Origin of the sequence: Cryobacterium sinapicolor, assembly GCF_004403465.1 — a bacterium.
GTDB lineage: Bacteria > Actinomycetota > Actinomycetes > Actinomycetales > Microbacteriaceae > Cryobacterium > Cryobacterium sinapicolor.
In genome coordinates, this window is the sequence record NZ_SOGQ01000054.1 from 1 (window position 1) to 19,055 (window position 19,055).

Annotated in this window: 21 protein-coding genes, 1 tRNA gene and 1 pseudogene; 10 read left to right on the top strand and 13 right to left on the bottom strand. The window is 67.1% G+C overall.

Going from position 1 to position 19,055, the window contains the following annotated elements:
* Positions 1–496: DUF222 domain-containing protein (locus tag E3T28_RS10535; protein ID WP_134430721.1), on the bottom strand; the 496-nt coding region annotated here is incomplete at its 3' end.
* A gap of 408 nt (positions 497–904) precedes the next feature.
* Here E3T28_RS10535 and E3T28_RS10540 point away from each other — a divergent pair.
* Entirely contained in the window at positions 905–2,425 is a 1,521-nt protein-coding gene (locus E3T28_RS10540) for an alkaline phosphatase (protein WP_134430724.1), read from the top strand.
* Positions 2,426–2,472: 47 nt separating this feature from the next.
* A complete protein-coding gene (locus E3T28_RS10550; RefSeq protein WP_166786996.1) occupies positions 2,473–3,009 on the top strand; it encodes a hypothetical protein in 537 nt (178 codons plus the stop codon).
* A gap of 36 nt (positions 3,010–3,045) precedes the next feature.
* Here E3T28_RS10550 and E3T28_RS10555 read toward each other — a convergent pair.
* Together E3T28_RS10555 and E3T28_RS10560 are read right to left on the bottom strand one after the other, a co-directional pair.
* Positions 3,046–4,607: pseudogene (locus E3T28_RS10555) on the bottom strand (carboxylesterase/lipase family protein).
* Positions 4,608–4,637: 30 nt separating this feature from the next.
* Positions 4,638–5,372 carry a flavodoxin family protein gene (locus tag E3T28_RS10560; RefSeq protein WP_134430732.1) on the bottom strand — a complete coding sequence of 245 codons (735 nt, stop codon included), beginning with the start codon at positions 5,370–5,372 and terminating at the stop codon, positions 4,638–4,640.
* Between the two features lie 25 nt (positions 5,373–5,397).
* On the opposite strand from E3T28_RS10560, the gene E3T28_RS10565 reads away from it, so the two are divergent.
* Positions 5,398–6,816 carry an MFS transporter gene (locus E3T28_RS10565; RefSeq protein WP_134430860.1) on the top strand — a complete coding sequence of 473 codons (1,419 nt, stop codon included), beginning with the start codon at positions 5,398–5,400 and terminating at the stop codon, positions 6,814–6,816.
* Positions 6,817–6,865: 49 nt separating this feature from the next.
* Positions 6,866–6,938, top strand: a tRNA-Arg gene (locus tag E3T28_RS10570).
* A 414-nt stretch (positions 6,939–7,352) separates the two neighbouring features.
* Here E3T28_RS10570 and E3T28_RS10575 read toward each other — a convergent pair.
* The 4 genes from E3T28_RS10575 to upp all read right to left on the bottom strand — a co-directional run bounded on the left by E3T28_RS10575 (position 7,353) and on the right by upp (position 10,286).
* Positions 7,353–7,544, bottom strand: a complete 192-nt coding sequence (locus E3T28_RS10575; protein ID WP_134430735.1) for a DUF1918 domain-containing protein — start codon at positions 7,542–7,544, stop codon at positions 7,353–7,355.
* Positions 7,545–7,630: 86 nt separating this feature from the next.
* The gene (locus tag E3T28_RS10580; protein WP_134430738.1) at positions 7,631–8,080 is read right to left on the bottom strand and encodes a MarR family winged helix-turn-helix transcriptional regulator; all 450 of its coding nucleotides are present in this window, start codon (positions 8,078–8,080) and stop codon (positions 7,631–7,633) included.
* Positions 8,081–8,428: 348 nt separating this feature from the next.
* The gene (locus E3T28_RS10585; protein WP_134430741.1) at positions 8,429–9,133 is read right to left on the bottom strand and encodes a winged helix-turn-helix domain-containing protein; all 705 of its coding nucleotides are present in this window, start codon (positions 9,131–9,133) and stop codon (positions 8,429–8,431) included.
* A 520-nt stretch (positions 9,134–9,653) separates the two neighbouring features.
* Entirely contained in the window at positions 9,654–10,286 is a 633-nt protein-coding gene (gene upp, locus E3T28_RS10590) for a uracil phosphoribosyltransferase (RefSeq protein WP_134430744.1), read from the bottom strand.
* A 34-nt stretch (positions 10,287–10,320) separates the two neighbouring features.
* Between upp and tadA the strand changes: the two genes are divergently transcribed.
* Complete coding sequence (tadA, locus tag E3T28_RS10595) at positions 10,321–10,800, top strand: tRNA adenosine(34) deaminase TadA (protein ID WP_198417194.1); 480 nt, start codon at positions 10,321–10,323, stop codon at positions 10,798–10,800.
* On the opposite strand, the gene E3T28_RS10600 is transcribed toward tadA, so the two are convergent.
* Both E3T28_RS10600 and E3T28_RS10605 read right to left on the bottom strand, forming a co-directional pair.
* Complete coding sequence (locus tag E3T28_RS10600; protein ID WP_134430747.1) at positions 10,757–11,470, bottom strand: glutamine amidotransferase; 714 nt, start codon at positions 11,468–11,470, stop codon at positions 10,757–10,759. The two genes, tadA and E3T28_RS10600, sit on opposite strands and share 44 nt — an antisense overlap.
* Positions 11,467–12,429 carry a cation diffusion facilitator family transporter gene (locus E3T28_RS10605; protein WP_134430750.1) on the bottom strand — a complete coding sequence of 321 codons (963 nt, stop codon included), beginning with the start codon at positions 12,427–12,429 and terminating at the stop codon, positions 11,467–11,469. Before E3T28_RS10605 ends, E3T28_RS10600 begins: the two co-directional genes overlap by 4 nt.
* Positions 12,430–12,492: 63 nt before the next feature.
* On the opposite strand from E3T28_RS10605, the gene proC reads away from it, so the two are divergent.
* On the top strand, positions 12,493–13,341 hold the full coding sequence (proC, locus tag E3T28_RS10610) for a pyrroline-5-carboxylate reductase (protein ID WP_134430752.1): 849 nt from the start codon (positions 12,493–12,495) through the stop codon (positions 13,339–13,341).
* Between the two features lie 17 nt (positions 13,342–13,358).
* Here the strand turns inward: proC and E3T28_RS10615 are convergent, their stop codons facing one another.
* Together E3T28_RS10615 and E3T28_RS10620 are read right to left on the bottom strand one after the other, a co-directional pair.
* Positions 13,359–14,030, bottom strand: coding sequence for a potassium channel family protein (locus tag E3T28_RS10615; protein WP_134430755.1), 672 nt, complete (start codon positions 14,028–14,030; stop codon positions 13,359–13,361).
* Positions 14,023–15,453: a TrkH family potassium uptake protein gene (locus E3T28_RS10620; RefSeq protein WP_134430757.1), complete on the bottom strand. Its 1,431-nt coding sequence runs from the start codon at positions 15,451–15,453 to the stop codon at positions 14,023–14,025. The genes E3T28_RS10615 and E3T28_RS10620 overlap by 8 nt, the downstream gene beginning before the upstream one ends.
* A gap of 86 nt (positions 15,454–15,539) precedes the next feature.
* Here E3T28_RS10620 and E3T28_RS10625 point away from each other — a divergent pair, with 86 nt between their 5' ends.
* Both E3T28_RS10625 and E3T28_RS10630 read left to right on the top strand, forming a co-directional pair.
* On the top strand, positions 15,540–15,986 hold the full coding sequence (locus E3T28_RS10625) for an ArsR/SmtB family transcription factor (protein WP_134430760.1): 447 nt from the start codon (positions 15,540–15,542) through the stop codon (positions 15,984–15,986).
* A gap of 121 nt (positions 15,987–16,107) precedes the next feature.
* Complete coding sequence (locus tag E3T28_RS10630) at positions 16,108–16,206, top strand: 30S ribosomal protein bS22 (RefSeq protein WP_003792170.1); 99 nt, start codon at positions 16,108–16,110, stop codon at positions 16,204–16,206.
* 87 nt (positions 16,207–16,293) lie between these two features.
* Here the strand turns inward: E3T28_RS10630 and E3T28_RS10635 are convergent, their stop codons facing one another.
* Positions 16,294–17,016: an HAD family hydrolase gene (locus tag E3T28_RS10635; protein WP_134430763.1), complete on the bottom strand. Its 723-nt coding sequence runs from the start codon at positions 17,014–17,016 to the stop codon at positions 16,294–16,296.
* Positions 17,017–17,072: 56 nt separating this feature from the next.
* Between E3T28_RS10635 and E3T28_RS10640 the strand changes: the two genes are divergently transcribed.
* Both E3T28_RS10640 and E3T28_RS10645 read left to right on the top strand, forming a co-directional pair.
* Entirely contained in the window at positions 17,073–17,342 is a 270-nt protein-coding gene (locus tag E3T28_RS10640) for a glutaredoxin family protein (RefSeq protein ID WP_134430766.1), read from the top strand.
* Positions 17,339–17,635 carry a Dabb family protein gene (locus E3T28_RS10645; protein ID WP_134430768.1) on the top strand — a complete coding sequence of 99 codons (297 nt, stop codon included), beginning with the start codon at positions 17,339–17,341 and terminating at the stop codon, positions 17,633–17,635. Before E3T28_RS10640 ends, E3T28_RS10645 begins: the two co-directional genes overlap by 4 nt.
* Positions 17,636–17,690: 55 nt before the next feature.
* On the opposite strand, the gene aspS is transcribed toward E3T28_RS10645, so the two are convergent.
* Positions 17,691–19,019, bottom strand: a complete 1,329-nt coding sequence (gene aspS / locus E3T28_RS10650) for an aspartate--tRNA(Asn) ligase (RefSeq protein WP_166786997.1) — start codon at positions 19,017–19,019, stop codon at positions 17,691–17,693.
* Positions 19,020–19,055 lie beyond the last annotated feature (36 nt).

Below are 19,055 nucleotides of genomic sequence, written 5' to 3' on the forward strand. Positions count from 1 at the left end.
TGACGATGTGCTCCGCCGCGTCCACACCAAGCGAACCGGCGGTGAGGGCAGCCGCCACGGCCGGGTAATACGGCGGCAGCATGCTGGTGCCGGCCAGACGCGGGGTGACATTCTCGCCCAGGCGCACCCGCCGGTTCGCCTCCCGCGAGGAAACACGGGTCAGGCGGGTGATCAGGTCCGTGCCACTGGTCGCCCCGTTCTTATACGCGAGGGACTCATTCCCGAGGATGCGCCGAGACCGCACCGCAATGTCGGCAGCGGATGCAACCCTGGCCGCATCGACCCTACGGCCGAGGTCTTCGACCGTGCCGAGCACCGCCATCGCCTCCGCCTCACTCAAAAGAGAGAAGGCGACCGAATCAAGCACCTCCGCGGCCAGATCACGCGCCTGCTGCAGTCGCTGCACAAGGGGCTGTTGCACGAGGGGCAGTTGCACGTTGGAAGCCACCGCCTGCGGTGAGGTGGTGGGGTGGTGCGGAGTGGGGGCTCCTGCCATACCACTATAGTAAACGTGTTCTAATCTAGAGTCAAGACTTATAAAGATATATCGAACCTGATTTGTTCGCGGCGGGCCCGTGGGCTGGGGCGACCAGGTCCATCCGTCGCCGTGCGAGACAAAGTCCCGAGCCCCTAACGAATTCGACGGAGATTTTACCGATATGGAACTGAAACGGATGTTTCGGGCCGATTTTGAGCAAAGTCTCCGTCGAATTCGTTCGGCCGGGAGCGGGCGCGGCAGTGGCGGGGCGGGCGGCGCGCCGGGGTTCGGCACGCGCGGCCACCGAACCGAGCCGCCAGACGGGGTGTTCACCCGGCGGCCATTAGGGGGACACTCGAGACTCCGAAGGTCCGAGGGTGGCAACAGAAGCTGTCACTCTCGTTGTCCCCACTTCAGGAGAACCGCATGCGACGTCCACGCTCGGCGCTGGCCGCCACCACCCTGGTGGTGGCTCTCGCGGCCACCGCCACCCTCACCGGCCTGGTCGGGACCTCCCTCTCGGCCTCCGCTGACGACGACGAGGGCCGGGCGAAGAACGTCATCTACTTGCTCGGGGACGGCATGGTGCGCACTCACGTCACCGCCGCCCGGGAGCGCTTCTACGGGTCGGACGGGAAGCTGTCGATGGAGACTCTGGCGGCGCAGGGCTATGTGAGCACCTATGCGGTGGAGAAACTCTCCGGCCAGCCCGATTTCCGCCCCAACCCCGTCACGGACTCCGCCTCGGCCGCGACCGCGGGGGCCTTCGGCGTCAAGACCTACAACGCGGCCCTCGGCGTCGATGCCAAAGGTGCCATCGTGCCCACGATGATGGAACTCGCCAAGAAGGCCGGCTACCGCACGGGCAATGTGTCCACCGCGGAGATCACCGACGCCACCCCGGCCGGCCAGATGAGTCACGTACTCGCCAGGGGCTGCCAGGGGCCGGTCTATTCGGATGCGGCCTGCCAGGACCTCGCGGTGACCGGTGCGGCCCTGCCCACGAACGACGTGCGGGTGACCCCCGTCGCCGACCAGATCGCCCGCAACGGCACGGCCGATGTGATCCTCGGCGGTGGCCTCGGCCGCTTCGATGCCGACGATGAGGCCGCGCTGACCGCACAGGGCTGCTCGGTGCTCGGTTCGATCGCCAACCAGACGACGGCCACGAAGGCCGACCTTGCCGCCGCCACCGGCCAGAAGGTCTTCGGGCTGTTCAACCGTGGCATCCTCACCGTCGAGAAGTCCAAACGGGACAACCCTTCGTCAGTTCAGGCGCAGGAGCCGAGCCTGCCGGAGATGACGAGCAAGGCCATCGAACTGCTCAGCCAGACGAAGACCAGAGGCGAGAAGACCGAGAAGACTCACAAGAGCGACAAGGGCTTCTGCCTGCAGATCGAAGGCGCCCTGATCGACAAGCGCTCCCACGCCAACGACGCGGCGCAGACCCTCGACGAGATCAAGGCCTTCGACGATGCCGTCGCGATCGCACAGGAATTCGCCCAGCGCGACGGCAACACTCTGGTCATCGTCACGCCTGACCACGAATGCGCCGGGTTCAACATCAGAGAAAAGGGCACCTTCACCAACGCCGAGGCAGCGACACCCCCGGCCAATGTCGACGGTGGCAACACCGCCAACAACTCGACGCCGACCCGGCCGAGCAACGCGCGCGATTCGGCACGATCCACCGGCATCGTCAACGGCACCGGCGCGGCCGACGCCAAGAACTTCGGCCCCGCCACCTTCCGCATCCCCACCGACGCGGCCGGTGTCACCGACGGATCCCCGGAGGCCGGCCTGTGGTTGAGTTACCTCCCCCGCAACCACACCGGTGCGGATGTCCCGATCTACGCGTCCGGTCCCGGCTCCGACCAATTGGAGGGCACCACTGACAACATCGCCCCGTTCGGCATCGTCGGACACGCCCCGCGCGTCATCCGCTAGCCGATTCCGCACCACGCACCAGACCGACCGCCCGACGGGAGAATCGAATGACACTCAGATCACCTCGGCTTGCCGCACTGGTCTTCCTCGTGGGGCTGGTCGCCGGACTGGCCACGGTCGCCCTGGCCGTCGTCAACCCGGCCGCCACGGATGCGGCGCCGGTCGCCGTGACGCCGCAGGCGTCCTTCGCGGGGCTCACCGCGGCGACGGGCGAACCGGAACTCGTTGGCATTGCCCAGGCCCAACCGAGCCCCGGTGAGATCGTGCGGGCGGCCGGACCGTTCGATGACCGGTTCTCCCTCGAAGACCTGGCCTTCGATGGCGCCGCCGTCACCGGGGGCGTGCTGGTCACCAGTGATGTGAGCGAGGTGCTCGACCGGCAGGTTCTCGCGGGCTTCTACGACCAGCAGGGGATGCTGCTCGGCTCCGATCGTTTCGTGTACCACCTCGCGACGACCATCGCGTCGTCCGGCCATGCGGCAGCCCCGGACGAACGGGTGACCTTCCGGATCGAGGTCCCGGCCGCGCTGGCCGGGCAGGCGGCCTCGGTGGCCCTCGGCGTTCCCGTGCTCGTGAACGAGTAGCCGCACCGCACCGCCCTCCCCGGCCGGCGCCCCCGACTAGAAGTTCGGTAGGAACTCCTGCCAGACGGCGCGCCGCTCCCCGCGGGGATCAGACTCGATGCGATCGGTCTCGTCGATGATCAGAGTCAGCCGATCGGACTCCGTGTAGGTCGGCCAGCTGTCGTCGGGCCGGCCGGTGCAGGCGAAGCGCAGCCAGTGCAGCCGCATCCGTTCGCCCGCGTTGATGAAGAGTTCGCGCCCACCGAGCAGGCTCATTGCGCGGGCCGTGGGGCCGTCGACGTGGTCGAACAGGGCGAACAGCTCGATGCCGTGGGTGGCGCCGATGCCCAGCATGTGCATGAGCCGCGGCGCCAGGTCGAACCGGTACGCGTAGACCGGTGCGGCCCGGGAATGGAAGTCGCCGATCTGCAGGCTCGGATACCAGAACACGAAATCCCCGCCGAAGTCCGATGACGACCGTTTCGCCGGGAGGGTGGCGTAGACCGTGCGCATCGCATCGTGCGAGCTCACCGGGGCGTGGTCGAAGATCGCCGCGATGCGCATCGGCGACTTCGGCAGGATGTCCACCCGTCCTCGGAACAACGACCCCTCCCGCTCGTTGGTGCCGATGATCAGCGGCACCCGGTGCGCGGTCCCGTGCCGGAAGGCGTCGAGCGGCCGCTCGGGCAGGAAATCTCCGTCGATCACCGGGATCAGACAGAAGGTGCCCGGGTTGGCATCCGGCGTGCGCGCCTGCAACGCCACGGACGCCCGGGTCAGGTCGGCCACCGCGCCGCTGGTCAGCAGGTCGTTGGGCGACAGGGCTGAGGCGTCCGGCCGCTGGGAGCGCAGCTCCGCCACGAATTCGGCGGCCCAGCCGTCGGTCAGTAAGTGCGAGAACGACGCGCTGGTCGGGGGACTCTGCGCGATGGCGCGGGTGAACAGCCCCTCGGCGGCAGGCGTCGCCATCAGGTGGAGCACCGCGTTGGCGCCGGCGGATTCCCCGAAGACGGTCACGTTGTGGGGGTTGCCCCCGAAGGCACGGATGTTCTCGTGCACCCACCGGAGGGCTGCGACCTGGTCGCGCAGCCCAAGATTGCTCTCGAGGGGCCGCTCCGGTGTCGAATACCGGGAGAAGTCGAGGTAGCCGAGGGCACCCAGCCGGTAGTTGAAACTGACGTAGACCACCCGGCCGGTGCGCACGAAGCTCTCTCCGCGGCCGGTGAAATCCTGCGAGGAGCCCACACTGTAGCCGCCGCCGTGGATGAAAACCATCACCGGGCGTCCCAGCCGTTTGCGCGTCGCCGTCGCCGGCCGTAGCACGTTGACGCTCAGGCAGTCCTCACCGGCCGGCACGCGCGGCCGGGCACCCTTGAACTGGCTTTTGTAGGGCTGCGGGGCCACCCGGCCGAACCGGGAGGCTCCCGAACGCCCTCCCACGGCACGACCGGCTGCGGGGCCCGGAACCGCAGGTCGCCCACGGGCGGCGCGGCGTAGGGGATGCCGCGCCAGGCCAGGATCCCTTCGGCATCCACCCCGCGTACGATCCCGCCTGTGACCCGCACGTCCAACCGGCTCCGCGGAGAGGTCGGCACCACCTCGGGCAGGGTCACGGTCATGGTGTCCTCACTTCCGGCGCGTGGGCGCCGCTACCGGTACTCCGGATTCGGCTGGAATCCGGACCGCTCGCCCTGGTCCCACGCCCCGAGGAGGTTCCCGTACGCAGGGATGCCGCCGTTGGCCTTCAGGATCGCGGCCAGGTGCATCAGGTTCCAGGTCATGAAGGTGAGGTTGCGGTTGGTGAACTCGCTCTCCGGCCCGCCGGAGCCCGGGTCCAGGTAGCTCGGCCCTGGCCCGATGGCACCGATCCAGCCGGCGTCCGCCGCCGGGGGGATCGTGAAGCCGATGTGCTGCAGGCTGTAGAGCACGTTCGACGCGCAGTGCTTCACGCCGTCTTCGTTGCCGGTGATCACGGCCCCGCCCACCTTGCCGTAGTAGACGTACTGACCCTTGTCGTTCAGCTCCCCCGACATGGCATAGAGCCGTTCGATCACCCGCTTGGTGACAGAGCCGTTGTCGCCGAGCCAGATCGGACCGCCGATCACGACGATGTCGGAGGTGCGCACCTTGTCGAACAACGCGGGCCAGGCATCCGTCGCCCAGCCGTGTTCGGTCATGTCGGGGTAGACGCCCGAGGCGATGTCGTGGTCGATGGCCCGGATGTTCTCGACGTGGACGCCCTGCTCGTGCATCAGGTTGATGCTGAGGTTCATCAGGCCCTGTGTGTGGCTGATTTCGGGGCTTCGTTTAAGGGTGCAATTGATGAACAGGGCCCGAAGGCCGGCGTATTCGAAGGATGCCTGGGTGTTGCGGGTCGCGGTCATGGCGTCAGTTTTGCACCGGCCCCAGATGCCGGCTAGGGCCTCGGATCTGGCCTCGATCGGGTTAACTGGGAGAGTGATCACCCGAGAGCGCCGAGTTCTGATCGTGGCCATTCTGGCGTCGTTCGTGGCCTTCCTGGACGGCTCCATCGTCACGGTGGCGCTGCCGGCGATCTCGCGGGAACTCGGCGGCGGTCTCGTGCTGCAGCAGTGGGTGGTCGACGGCTATCTGCTCTCGCTGGGTGCCCTGATCCTCGTGGCCGGGTCTCTCTCGGACACGTTCGGCCGGGTGCGGGTGCTCCGGATCGGGCTGGTCTGGTTCGGTATCACGTCGCTGGCCTGCATGGTGGCACCCTGGGGGAGCGCGCTCGTGCTCGCCCGGGTGCTGCAGGGCGTGGCGGCGGCACTGCTGGTGCCGAGCTCCCTGGCGTTGATCACCTCCACCTTCTCGGGGGCGGCACAGGGCCGGGCGATCGGTGCCTGGACGGGCTGGACGGGGATCGCAGGAATCATGGGCCCGGTGCTCGGCGGCATCCTGGTGGACACGGCGAGCTGGCGGCTCCTCTTCGGGATGAACGTGATCCCGATCGCGATCACCCTGGTGCTGCTGGCCGGCCTGGACGAGCCCGTGCGCACCCGCCCGGTGGCCCCCGTTGACGTGTGGGGCGCCGGCCTGGCCGCGATCGGGCTCGGCGGGCCGGTTTTCGCCCTGATCGAGCAGGGTCGGCTGGGCTGGGCAAGCCCGGTCGTGTTCGTGCCCTTCGTCGTGGGGCTGCTGGCCTTCGCGGGGTTCCTCTGGTGGGAGGCGCGCGCGCCGCATCCGATGATGCCCCTCGGCCTGTTCACGAACCGCAACTTCGGGGTGGGTAACCTCGCCACGGTCGGCGTCTACGCGGCCCTCAACCTCGGCTTCTTCGTCTTCACGCTCTACCTGCAGCAGGTCGGCGGCTTCTCGGCGACCGCAGCCGGATTCGCGGGGATCCCGGCGACCGTCATGCTTCTGCTCTTCGCGACCCTGTTCGGCACTCTGGCCGGCCGCTACGGCCCACGGATGTTCATGGCCGTCGGCCCGGTCGTCGCGGGGCTCGGTTTCCTGCTGTTGCTCGCGGCGGTGCCGCCGATCGACCTCTGGGCTCAGGTCGTACCGGCCATCGTGGTGGTCGGCCTCGGCCTGGCCATCACCGTGGCTCCGCTGACCTCCGCCGTGCTGGGCTCGATCCCTTCCGAGCAGGCCGGGATCGGGTCGGCCGTCAACAACGCCGTAGCCCGGGTGGCCGGGCTGATTGCGGTGGCCCTGGCCGGAACGATCATCGGCGGCACGCTCGACGTGACCGGATTCCAGCGCGTGATGGTGGTCGTGGCGGTCCTGATGTTCGCCGGCGGGGCCGTCTCCTGGCTCGGAATCCGCACCCCCGCCGGCCTTGCCGCACCGGAGCCCCCCGAATAGCTGTTATAGTTTTCAAGTTGTCATAGAGCGCTTAGTTCGGTGGCAGCCTGCGCTCGTAGCTCAACGGATAGAGCATCTGACTACGGATCAGAAGGTTGGGGGTTCGAATCCCTTCGGGCGCACAGGTGAAAAACCCCCGCAATCGTCACGATTGCGGGGGTTTTGTGATAGGTCCACGCTGACCGGGAAGTACTGACCGGGGGCCTGTCGCCAGAGTCTCTGACGGACCTGGCTCTAGCGGACCGCCAGGATCTTTCGCGGCTGGTGTGCCGACTCGCGGCGCACGTTGGTGCGATCGCAGCCGGAACAGGTCAGCACGTAGACCGGGAGGGTGAGGTGCTCGGCGTGAGCCGGGTTCGGCGTGAGGCGAGCTGCGGAATGACAAAAGGGACACGTGATTCTCATGGCTGAGGCTCCTGTTCTCGTACCCGCCACGATCTGCAACGCGTTACTCGAAGTTAACTCAGGTCGCATCCGGGCAGTACCCCCTTGACTTGGGGGACGGGCCTGTGCTTCCCTGCGCGGCTCCCTGGTGCCTACTTGGCCGCGATGTGCTCGACCATGAAGTCGGTACCGGGGAACACGACGCTTTCGTGGCCCTCGCTGAACCGCACGAGATAGGGCGGTTCGCCGTTCGGTCCGCGAACCTCCATGATCTCGCCGTGCCGGTCCGGTGCCTCCACCGTCTTCCCTCGAATGATGATCCGGTCTCCCTGCGCTGCATGCATGGGAATCACCTCCTCGCGCTCACCGTACGCCCGACCGTTCGGCCTGCACAGGGGACGCAGGGGCGGGCGGATGAGGATGGCGCGCGTCAGTCCTCACAGCGCAGGCGATCGCAGAGGGCGGTGAGATCCGTGAGCTCGTCGGTGCTGAGCTTGTCGCCGATGCGGTCGGTGATGGTGCCCATATGCTGCAGTGCGACCCGTCGGAACAGGTCGTAACCGGCATCCGTCAGTTCGATCAGGGCGCCGCGGCCATCGGTGGGGTCGGTGTGCTTCTGCACATAGCCCCGAACGGCCAGTCGATCGACCAGGCGGCTCACGCTCGGCTGGGTGAGCAACACGTGTCGGTTCAGGTCCCGGAGCCGCAGGCGCCGCTCAGGGGCCCGGGACAGGTTGAACATCACGTCGTACTCGTTGAACGAGATCTGATGAGTCGGGAAATCGGCGGCGAGGCTACGCATGATGGCGACCTGCGCGCGAAACAGCGACTCCCAGGCGGCCACTGCCACGGCTCGATCGGTCACGCTTCCTCCACACATCCTTGATCTTCAAGAATAGGGACTCCGCCCCGTGCCGCCTCATTCACTCGTGGCGAATTGGCAGAAAAATAACGAACAGATAACTAGCGCTTCGTTACGCGTTCGTTATATATTCGGAGTGCGTCAACCGTTTGCTGTGGCGGAAGGCGCGAAATGTGATTGCAGGACACTCTTGGTGCAAGGGAGGAGGGCCGGTCGTAGCTACTACGACCGGCCCTCTGTCATGCCCGGGCCCCCGGCCCGAGCGAATTCGACGGAGATTGTGGTGAAAATGCACCAGAATCACTCGAAAACCCGCTGAGGAGAGAGAATCTCCGTCGAATTGGTTCGACGGAGATGCGACGCTGTCTAGAAGACGTCCGGGCTGGGTGTGCTCGACTGGCGGATCGACACGTCGGCGTGCCGGTCGAAGCGATAGCCGACGCCGCGCACGGTGCGCACGATGTCTTCGTAGCGGCCGAGCTTGGCGCGCAGGCGGCGCACGTGGACGTCGATGGTGCGCTCGTTCGGGGCATCCTCTTCGTCGGAGGCGTTCCACAGCTTGGCGATCAGTTCCGCGCGCTCGATGGTGCGGCCTTCCCGCAGCACGAGGTACTGCAGCAGTTCGAATTCCTTATAGGTCAGCGCCGCGGTCTCGCCATCGAGGATGACGCGCTTGCGGGAGATGTCCACCACAACGCCGCCGGGTGCGCGGTCCGGGTTCTCCGCCACGGTGCGGTGCCGGGCCAGCGCGGTCGGGTCCTGCAGGGCGAGACGAACGACGTCGACGTCGCGGCCTCCGGCTCCGGCGGGGGCCAGTGCGACCGCGGCGTGGGTTTCCGCCGTCGGTGCGATGGTGCCGGTCAAGGTCTTGAGCGCCTCGACGATGCGGCTGAGGCTGGTGCCGGCCGCGGCGGCAGTGGCCTCGTCGATGCCGACGTAGAGTACGAAGCCGCGGGCCTGGGTGCCGTCGGGCACGGCGCGGATGCGGGGCGCTGCGGGGGTCGGGGCGGCCTGGCGTTCGAGGCGTGCGGCCTGAATCGAGCGGGCGGTGTCAATGTGGGCAAGCGACATGGGAGTGATCCTTGGCTGGGATGCTGCAGATGAACCCGCCGCCGACGGGCGGTTCCAGGTTCGTAGAAGTTCGGCCGGTGAGAGGCCTGGAGGAAGTCGGAGTGACTTACGGAGTTCGACCGGCCGGCCGCGGGACGTCAGCGGGGCGGGATCTCGACGATGTGGTCGCTAGGTCAGCGGGACATTCGGCAACACGCGGAGCAGCTGCCGGGCATCATCATGCCGGCAGTCCCGGGGGCCTCGAAGGAGGTCTGGGGGCGTGCGCTCGTTGTCATAGTTGCGAGTAAAGCCCACTGTTACGGCGTGTGTCAATTCTGTGACCACGGATGACGCGGTGTGACGCGCATCACGTTCGGTGACTCTGCGGCGGATCGGAGGATCCGCCGCAGATCACGGAATCGTGAAAGATTGCATGATGAAACTTGACTTGATCAAAGATTCTTGAATTTGTTCGGCTCGGGCGCCCGGCGGGTCGCAGGACCTGCGGGCCTCACCGTCCGGCGGGGAGCGCTCGGCCGGGCTAGACCAGACCGTAGAGGCGGTCGCCGGCGTCGCCGAGACCGGGCACGATGTAGCCGTGCTCGTCGAGCCTGTCGTCGACGGCGCCGAGAACGATGGTCACTTCGCGGCCCTCGAGCGCCTTCTCGACCGCGGCGAGACCCTCGGGCGCGGCGAGGATGCAGATCGCCGTGACGTCGACGGCGCCGCGGTCGAAGAGGAACTGGATGGCGGCGATCAGCGATCCGCCCGTGGCCAGCATCGGGTCGAGCACGAAGCACTGGCGGTCGGAGAGGTCGTCGGGCAGACGCTCGGCGTAGGTGGTGGGTTTAAGGGTCTCCTCGTTGCGGGCCATGCCGAGGAAACCAACCTCTGCGGTCGGCAGAAGCTTGACCATGCCCTCGAGCATGCCGAGGCCGGCGCGGAGGATGGGCACGACGAGCGGCTTGGGGCTGCTGATCTGCACGCCGCGGGCCTCGGAGACCGGGGTCTGCACGGTCACTTCCTCGACTCGCACGCCGCGGGTCCCCTCGTAGGCAAGAAGGGTCATCAGCTCTTCGACGAGGGATCGGAAGATCGGGGACGGGGTGTTCTTGTCCCGGAGAACCGTGAGTTTGTGGGTGATCAGGGGGTGGTCGGCTACGTGGACTCGCATAGGCTCAATCTACTAGTCGGGGAAGGGAACTGAGATGGGCGAGGTCGATCGCCGGCACAGCGAATGGATGCGGTTCGCGCTCATCGAGGCGCGCGCCGCCCTTGCAACGGGGGATGTGCCCGTTGGTGCGGTGGTGCTGGACCCCGCCGGGCAGGTGATCGGCCGTGGACGCAACGAGCGCGAAGCGCTGCAGGATCCCACCGGCCACGCCGAGATCGTCGCCATCCGTCAGGCTGCCGAGTCCCTGGGGGACTGGCATCTGACCGGCTGCACCCTTGTGGTCACGCTGGAGCCCTGCGTGATGTGCGCGGGCGCGATCCTGGCCGCGCGGGTGCCCGTCGTGGTCTTCGGCGCATGGGACGAGAAGGCCGGCGCCGCCGGCTCCGTCTACGACGTGCTGAGGGACCGCCGGCTCAATCACCGCGCCGAGGTCTACGCCGAGGTCGACGCCGACGAGTGCGGGGAACTGCTCACGGCGTTCTTCGCGGATCCAGCCCGTCGAGCCATTCGCTGAACATCGCCCGGGACGCGCTCTGCATGCCCTTGGAGTAGCGGTCGCGGTCACGACGCAGGTCGCCCGGGTCGAAGCCTTCGGCGGCCACCTCCGCCTCCGAGGCAGCCAGCCAGACCTCGTGCATCTCCGTGGTGACCTCCGGGTGGAACTGCACGGCCAGCGCCCAGTTGTCGATCCCGAAGGCCTCATTGCCGTACTGGGGCGAGCCGGCGAGCCGGGTCACCCCGGAGGGCAGGTCGAAGGTGTCGCTGTGCCACTGAAAGAGGGGAATGCCGCTGATGTGCCGCAGCGGGGAGGCCGCCCCCGCCTCGGTGGGCTCCACGGATCGGTAGCCGATCTCGTTCGTCGGCCCGCGGTAGACGCGGGAGCCCAGGGCGGCGGCCATCAGCTGCGCACCCAGGCAGACGCCGAAGACGGGCCGGGCCGCGCCGAGCCGCTGCTCGAGCTGCTCGATCTCGGCGTGCAGCGCGGGGAACTCGTCGGCCTCGTAGACGCCCATCTCGCCGCCGAGCACGACCCAGAGGTCGGCGTCCCGCGGGTCGAGGGCGCGCACGTCCTCCCGCAGCGTGTCGACGTAGCGAATCGAGTAGCCGTGCTCCCTCAGCACCGGTTCGAGGTTGCCGAGGTGGATCGTGTCATCGTGTCGCAGCACGACCGCGGTGCGCGTCACTCGCTGCCCTTGATGACGATGGTGTCGGTGGGCGGTGCGCGACGGTTCGGGTCGAGGAACAGGTCCGGTTCGAGGTAGATGACGCGGGCCGCGGGCACGGCCTCACGGATGCGGGCTTCGACGGCGCCGATGCCCGTCGCCACATCGGAGAAGCGGCTGTCGGCCTCGAAGGCGATCTTGGCGGCGACGAGCAGTTCGTCCGGTCCGAGGTAGAGGGTCTTGAGGTGGATGATCTTGCGCGTCTCCGGGCCGGCCAGGATTGCGCGCTCGATGGCTGTGGCGTCGACCTTGCCGGCACCTTCGCCGACCAGCAAGCTCTTGGTCTCAACGCCGAGCACGACGGCGACCAGCACGAGCAGCAGGCCGATGAAGAGGGTGCCGACGGCGTCCCAGATGGGGTCGCCGGTGATGATGGTGAGGCCGACGCCGAGGAAGGCGAAGACCAGCCCGGTGAGTGCGGCGACGTCTTCGAGCAGTACCACGGGCAGTTCGGGCGCCTTCGCGTGCCGCACGAACTGCACCCAGCTCTGTTGGCCGCGCACGAGGTTCGATTCCCTGATGGCGGTGCGCAGTGAGAAGGATTCGAGGCCCATGGCGACCAGCAGCACCACGATGGGTAGCCACGGCACCTCGAGCGGGTGCGGGTCCTGCAGCTTCCGCACGCCCTCGTAGAGGGAGAACACGCCGCCGACGGAGAACAGGATGATCGACACCACGAATGCGTAGACGTAGCGTTCCCGGCCGTACCCGAACGGATGCTCCTTGTCGGCAGCCTGCCGGGCCTTGCGTCCGCCGACGAGCAGAAGCACCTGGTTGCCGGAGTCGGCCAGGGAGTGCACGCCCTCGGCGAGCATCGAGGAGGAACCGGAGAAGGCCCAGGCCACGAATTTCGTGATCGCGATCCCTAGATTGGCGAGAAGTGCCGCCACGATTGCCTTGTTTCCGCCCGAATTGCTCATGGGGCAATCCTAGATCGCGCATCGAACGGACCCCCTGCAGGGGCCCGAAAGTAGACTCAACGGATGACTTCGACTGCCACCACCACACTTCCCACCATCGCCTTCCTCGGCGCCGGATCGATGGCCAGGGCCGTTCTGACCGGACTGCTGAACCCGAACGTGACCGTGGAGGGCGGCATCCGGGCGACCAACCGCTCCACCGCGAAGGCCGGGGAACTCGCGGGAATCCCGGGCGTGACCGCCTGGGCCACCGCCGACGAGCCGTTTGCGAACCTCAAGGCCATCGCCGGCGCTCGCATCGTGATCGTCGCCGTGAAGCCGGTCATGGTGCCCGACCTGCTGGCCGAGATCTCCGACAGCCTGGAACCCGGCACGCTCGTCATCAGTGTTGCCGCCGGCGTCACCATCGCCACGTTCGAGGGGTTGCTGCCCGAATCCGTGTCGGTCATCCGGTCGATGCCGAACACGCCGGCCCTCGTCGGCAAGGCCGTCACCGGGCTGAGTGCCGGCACGCGGTCCAGCGGCACCGACCTCGCGCTCGCGCAGTCCCTGTTCGGCACGGTCGGAGACGTCCTGGTGGTGCCGGAGGAGAAGCTCGATGCCCTCAGCACCATCTCGGGGTCAGGTCCCGCCTACGTCTTCTACCTGATCGAGCAGCTCACCGCCACGGCCATCGCCAAGGGCTTCACCCTGGAGGAGGCCGCCGTCATGGTGAACGGCACCTTCCTCGGTGCGACCACCCTGCTGGCGGCATCCGACCTGTCCCCGACAGAACTGCGCCGCCAGGTCACGAGCCCCAGCGGAACCACCGAGCGCGCCGTCTGGGAGCTCGAAAAGGGCGGTCTCAAGGAACTGTTCGACCGGGCGACGGATGCCGCACTCGCCCGGGCCCGCGAACTCGCCGGGAACTAGCCCGCGTTCAGTCCGTCCTAGAACTCGAGCGACGCGAACCGTTCGATGTCGGACTCCGTGCCGGAGACGATGATGAGGTCCTGGTCGGTGACGACAGTCTTCTCCGTGGCGTAGGTGAAGGGGCGGCCGGGGCTCTTCACGCCGACGACGGTGACGTTGTACTTGCGGCGCAGCCCGGATTCGGTCAGGTTCAGGCCCCGGATCGGTTTCGGCGGGATCATCTTGACCAGGGCGAAGTCGTCGTCGAACTCGATGAAGTCGAGCAGTCGTCCCGAGACGAGGTGGGCGAGGCGTTCGCCTGCCTCGGCCTCCGGGTAGACGACGTGGTTCACGCCGATCCGCTCGAGGATCGTGCCGTGCGACTTGGAGATCGCCTTCGCCCAGATCTGGGGGATTCCCAGGTCGACGAGGTTCGCCGCGATGAGCACACTGGCCTCGACGGACGAACCGACGGCGCAGACGGCGATCGAGAATTCCTGGGCGCCGATCTGGCGGAGCGCTTCGATGGAGGTGGCGTCGGCCTGCACCGCGTGGGTGACGCGTTCGGACCATTTCTGCACCAGGGCGGCGCTGTCGTCGACGGCGAGCACATCCCGGCCGAGTCGGTCGAGCTGCCCTGCGGTGGCCGCGCCGAAGCGGCCGAGGCCGATCACGAGCACCGGTGCGTCGTGTTTGAAGCGGTCAGCCAACGATGGGTCTCTCTTCCGGACGGGAGAACAGCTGCCTGCTCTGGCTCGCGGCGAGGGCGGCCGCGAGAGTCACTGTACCAATCCTGCCCATGAACATGGTCGCCGCCAGAACGTAGACTCCGGCGGGAGGCAGCTCGCCGGTCAGACCGGTCGACAGACCGCAGGTGGCGAACGCGGAGATCACATCGAAGAGCACGAGATCCAACGGCGCCTGGGAGATCTGCAGGATCAGGATGCTGGACACGGCCACGGTCGTCGCGCCCCACAGCACGACACTGACCGCGAGCCGCAGGATGTCGCCGGGGATCCGGCGGCCGAACGCCTCCATCTGGGTGCGTCCGCCGGCCTCGGCGAAGGCCGCCAGGAAGAGGATGGCCAGGGTCGTCACCTTGATGCCGCCCGCGGTGGAGGCGGAGCCGCCGCCGATGAACATCAGCATGTCCGTGGCGAGCAGGCTCGCACCGTTCAGGTCGCTGATGTTGAAGGTTGCGAAGCCGCCGGACCGGGTCATCACCGACAGGAAGAGAGATTGGAAGATCGCGTCGCCCGCGCTCAGGGACCCGAACGTCTTCGGGTTGTCGAACTCGAGCACGAGGTACAAGGCGACGCCGACAACGAGCAGTGCCATCGTCGTGAAGAGGGTCAGCTTCACGTGCAGCGACCAGCGCCGGGGGCTGCGCCACCCCCGGGCGAGGGTGTAGATCACCGGGAATCCCAGGCTGCCGAGGAACGCTCCCATCATCAGGGAGCTGAGGAACCAGTAGTCGCCGGCGAACGGGGTGAGGCCTCCGACGTTGGGGGAGAAGCCACTGTTGGTGAACGCCATGGCGGCGTAGTACACGCTCTGCCAGAGCGCCTCCCCGGTGGGTGTCCCGACCGCCAGGATCCGCGGGAAGATCAGAGCGGTCACCACCAACTCGATCACCAAGGCGCTGATCGCGACCGTCACGAGCAGATTTCCGACCTCGCCCAGGCGAATGGCCTGGCCCTCGTTGACGGGTCCGGCATGGATTCGGGAGGGGTTCGTGTCGCTGGCGGCCATCAGCCGGGCACGCAGGCCCAGGCGCCGGGAGATGACCATTCCCATCAGGGACGCGAGGGTCAACACTCCGACCCCGCCGATATTGACGCCGACCACCACCAGGACGTTTCCGAACGCCGACCAGTGCGTCGCCATGTCCACGGTCGCGAGGCCGGTCACGCAGATCACCGACACGGCGGTGAAGAGGGCGTCATGCAGCGGGGTCACGGTGCGGTCCACGGTGGAGATCGGCAGGGAGAACAGGAGCGTGAACACCATGACCAGTGCCGTGAAAACGAGGATGGCGAAGCGGGACGGCGAGCGCCGGACCAGACCGTCGACGGAGTCGCGGAGCCAGGCGTACCAACTGGTGGGACGCGGCGCGAAGGCGGAATCCGCCATCCGTGTGTGCACTGAAACCTCCGACTTGCCCGCGACGAACGTCTGTCGCCATGGTATCCCTCACCGGGAATGACTAGCCTTATGGAATGGCAGACATCTTCGGCGTGGTGGCGGATTCGACCCGACGCGAAATCCTACGCATTCTCCTCGAGCGATACAACCAGTCGAACACGGCCGGTGGCGAGCTGAGCGTGTCTGACATCGTCGACAAGCTCGGATTGAGTCAGCCGACCATCTCCAAGCATCTGAAGGTACTACGCGAAGCCGGCCTCGTGGGGGTCAGAGAAGCCGGTCAGCACCGGTATTACCACCTTGACTACGCACCCCTCGAGGAGATTGAGGATTGGCTGATCCCCTTCCTTAGCGTCGACTTCGACGCCACCGTCGAGGAGCTGGCCGAGGAGACCGAGGGCCTGAAGGTGGAGCAGCGGGCATTCGCTGCCGCCATTGGGAAGGCCTTCGCGGATACGTCATACCAGATGGCGCATGCGGTCAAAGATGCCAAGCCCCGAAAATGGCGGAAAATCGAATAGCAGGCGGCCCCCGCTCTCGAATGCGACCACCGCGTAGGAGAGTGTTCTTTTTCCGGTAGACTGCCATTTACCGTGTCTGTCGCGAATCCCGCGGCAAAACCAATTCTTTTGTGAGGTCCGTGTGGGTTCTGTAATCAAGAAGCGACGCAAGCGTATGGCGAAGAAGAAGCACCGCAAGCTGCTTCGTAAGACTCGTCACCAGCGTCGCAACAAGAAGTAGGCGGTTCTGTACGGCTGAATGGGCCGTACCGTTCCCGAGCTGTACTGCTCGAAATATTTACCGGCGTGAGCGTTAGGCCCCTGGGGTCTAACGCTTTTTGCTTGCTCGGGTGGCGGCCTTGATGCTGCGGCGCTTGAGGATCATCACCGGCCAGTGACGCGCCGAGGCATAGCGGCGCAGCGTCGCATCCGGGTTCACGACCACCGGATTGCCGACGAGGTCCAGCAGCGGAATGTCGTTGTGCGAGTCGGAGTAGGCCCAGCAGTCGGCCAGGTCGGCGCCGCTGCGCTCGGCCTGCGCGTTGGCGGCGACGGCCTTGCTGGAGCCATGGCAGACGCCGTCGATGAGGCGGCCCGTGAAGATGCCGTCGACGGCCTCGAGCCGGGTGCCGAGCGCGCCCGTGAGACCCAGTCGTTCGGCGATGACGTCCGCCACCTCCTGGGCGGTCGCGGAGACGAGCCAGACCTCGCGCCCGGCCCTGACGTGAGCGCGGGCGACGGCGACCGTTTCCGGCCAGAGACGCTGCAGGAGGCGGGCGTCGACGATCTCCGTGCTGAGCGCGACGAGTTCGTCCCGGCTGTAGCCGACGACCACTTCCAGCGCGCGCTCCCGAATGCTCGCGAGGTGCACCCTGTTCTCACCGACGTAGAGGAATCGGGCCTGCTTCCAGGCGAAGGAGAGCACGTCCCGGCCGGTGACCAGTCGCCGCCGCCAGGCGCCCACTCCGAGGTGGTACAGGCTGGCGCCGCGCAGAAGGGTGTTGTCCACGTCGAAGAACGCGATTGCTGGGGCGAGGGAGTCTTCGGACATGTGTGCGGTCAAGTCTAGTTGCGTGCCGCACCGGCGGGCCAGCATAGGCTGGAGGGATGGCTACCGCACTCCTCACCCTGATCGGCAAGCCCGGCTGTCACCTCTGCGACGACGCCCGGGATCTGGTCGGCAGCGTCATGACGAAACTCGCCGATGACCCGTCCGCCCCCGAGATCGTGCTCGAGGAGCGGTCGATCCTCGACGACGCCGCGCTGCACGCCCTGTACGTCGAGGACATCCCCGTACTCCTGCTCAACGGCAAGGTGCACAACTACTGGCGCATCGATCCGTTGCGGCTGCGCACGGCGCTTCTGGCCGTGCGATGATCCGGCACATCGTCTCCTGGCAGCTGGCCGCGACCGACGCGGCCGAGAAGGCGACTGCCGCGGCCGGAATCCAGGCGCGGCTGGAAGGGCTCGTCGGCGTCGTCGATGAGATTCGCTCCCTGCGGGTGGGTTTCGACGTCGCCGGCGGCGCCAACTGGGACGTCGTGCTGATCGCCGACTTCGACGATCTGGACGCGGTCGACCGCTACCAGGTGCACCCGGCGCACCAGGCCGCGGGAGCCTTCATCCGCTCCGTGGTGTCGTCCCGGATGGCCGTCGACATCGTCGTCTGACCTGCGGACCGTTACCCCGGCTGTCCCGCCGAACTCGGCGGGTCAGCCCTCCCGGTCACGGCTCGAGGCGCGTTGGGCCGCGGAACAGGTAGGTGACCTCGCGGATGCTGGCCTGGTGCAGCATCAACATCAGGACCCGGGCGAGGCCCATGCCGAACCCGCCGTGCGCCGGAACGCCGTAGCGGAAGAAGTCGAGGTAGCCTTCGATCTCCTCCGGGTCGACGCCTTTCTCCTTCGCCTGCTCGACCAGGATGTCGATGCGGTGCTCGCGCTGTGCGCCGGTGGAGATCTCGGTGCCGTTGAAGATCAGGTCGTAGCTCTTGGTGATGCTCGCGTCACCCTCGTGGCGCATGTGGTAGAACGGCCGGATGCTCGAGGCGTAGTCGGTGAGGAAGACGAACTCGTGGCCGAAGGTCTCGAGCACGTAAGCGGCGATCTGACGTTCGCCCTCCGGGTCCATGTCGTCGTCGTCGCGCGGAACCTCGTAGCCGCGGTTCTTGACGATCTCCTTGGCCTCGGCCAGCGGGATGCGCGGGAACGGCGTGCTGGGCACGGCGACCTCGACGCCGAAGAGGGCCAGGACCTCGTCGCCGTGCTTCTCCTTGACGGCGGTGAATCCGGCGACGAGCAGCTCCTCGTGCAGCTTCATGACGTCTTCGTGGCTGTCGATCCAGCTGATCTCGGAGTCGACGCTGGTGAATTCGGTGGAGTGGCGGCTGGTGAAGGACGGGTCGGCGCGGAACGCCGGTCCGACCTCGAAGATCTTGCCGAAGCCGGCGGCCTGGGCCATCTGCTTGAAGAACTGCGGGCTCTGCGCGAGGTAGGCCTTGGTGTCGAAGTACTCCACCTCGAACAGCTCGGCGCGGGACTCGCTCGCGCTGGCCATCAGCTTCGGGGTGTGCAGTTCGATGAAGTCGTTGTCGATCCAGTACGTTCGCAGCGCGTGCTCGAATGTGGTCTGGAGACGGAAGATCAGGTTCTGCTTGGGCTGGCGCAGGTCAAGGAAGCGCCAGTCGAGGCGCTTGTCCAGACTGGAGTCCGACGCAATGGGGGTCTCTGGGATGGCGACCGTGACGACCTCGAGAGTCGCGAGCTTGATCTCAATGCCGCCGAGCTTGACGCGCTCGTCGTGCTTGAGCTCGCCGGTGACGGTGACGAAGCTTCCCTGCGAGAGGGTCGAGATGGTGGTGGCCGGTTCGTCTACGACGACGGTGCCGTTGGCATCCGTGGTGCGCGGGTTCACGAGCTGCACCGCGCCGGATTCGTCGCGCAGCACGACGAACTGCACCTTCTTCTGGTCCCGGACGGTGTCGACCCATCCGGACACCGTCACGGGTCCATTGTCGAGGGCGGCCAGGTTCTTGATCAGTATGCGCTCAGTCACCGGTCAAGTTTAGCCGCACGGCTCTCGGCGTATTCG

Excerpts from the sequence above, each read along its gene's own strand:
- E3T28_RS10540 (WP_134430724.1), top strand. The coding sequence starts at position 905 with ATGCGACGTCCACGCTCGGCGCTGGCCGCCACCACCCTGGTGGTGGCT.
- E3T28_RS10550 (WP_166786996.1), top strand. The coding sequence starts at position 2,473 with ATGACACTCAGATCACCTCGGCTTGCCGCACTGGTCTTCCTCGTGGGG.
- E3T28_RS10560 (WP_134430732.1), bottom strand. The coding sequence starts at position 5,372 with ATGACCGCGACCCGCAACACCCAGGCATCCTTCGAATACGCCGGCCTT.
- E3T28_RS10565 (WP_134430860.1), top strand. The coding sequence starts at position 5,398 with ATGCCGGCTAGGGCCTCGGATCTGGCCTCGATCGGGTTAACTGGGAGA.
- E3T28_RS10575 (WP_134430735.1), bottom strand. The coding sequence starts at position 7,544 with ATGCATGCAGCGCAGGGAGACCGGATCATCATTCGAGGGAAGACGGTG.
- E3T28_RS10580 (WP_134430738.1), bottom strand. The coding sequence starts at position 8,080 with ATGTGTGGAGGAAGCGTGACCGATCGAGCCGTGGCAGTGGCCGCCTGG.
- E3T28_RS10585 (WP_134430741.1), bottom strand. The coding sequence starts at position 9,133 with ATGTCGCTTGCCCACATTGACACCGCCCGCTCGATTCAGGCCGCACGC.
- upp (WP_134430744.1), bottom strand. The coding sequence starts at position 10,286 with ATGCGAGTCCACGTAGCCGACCACCCCCTGATCACCCACAAACTCACG.
- tadA (WP_198417194.1), top strand. The coding sequence starts at position 10,321 with ATGGGCGAGGTCGATCGCCGGCACAGCGAATGGATGCGGTTCGCGCTC.
- E3T28_RS10605 (WP_134430750.1), bottom strand. The coding sequence starts at position 12,429 with ATGAGCAATTCGGGCGGAAACAAGGCAATCGTGGCGGCACTTCTCGCC.
- proC (WP_134430752.1), top strand. The coding sequence starts at position 12,493 with ATGACTTCGACTGCCACCACCACACTTCCCACCATCGCCTTCCTCGGC.
- E3T28_RS10620 (WP_134430757.1), bottom strand. The coding sequence starts at position 15,453 with ATGGCGGATTCCGCCTTCGCGCCGCGTCCCACCAGTTGGTACGCCTGG.
- E3T28_RS10625 (WP_134430760.1), top strand. The coding sequence starts at position 15,540 with ATGGCAGACATCTTCGGCGTGGTGGCGGATTCGACCCGACGCGAAATC.
- E3T28_RS10635 (WP_134430763.1), bottom strand. The coding sequence starts at position 17,016 with ATGTCCGAAGACTCCCTCGCCCCAGCAATCGCGTTCTTCGACGTGGAC.
- E3T28_RS10640 (WP_134430766.1), top strand. The coding sequence starts at position 17,073 with ATGGCTACCGCACTCCTCACCCTGATCGGCAAGCCCGGCTGTCACCTC.
- E3T28_RS10645 (WP_134430768.1), top strand. The coding sequence starts at position 17,339 with ATGATCCGGCACATCGTCTCCTGGCAGCTGGCCGCGACCGACGCGGCC.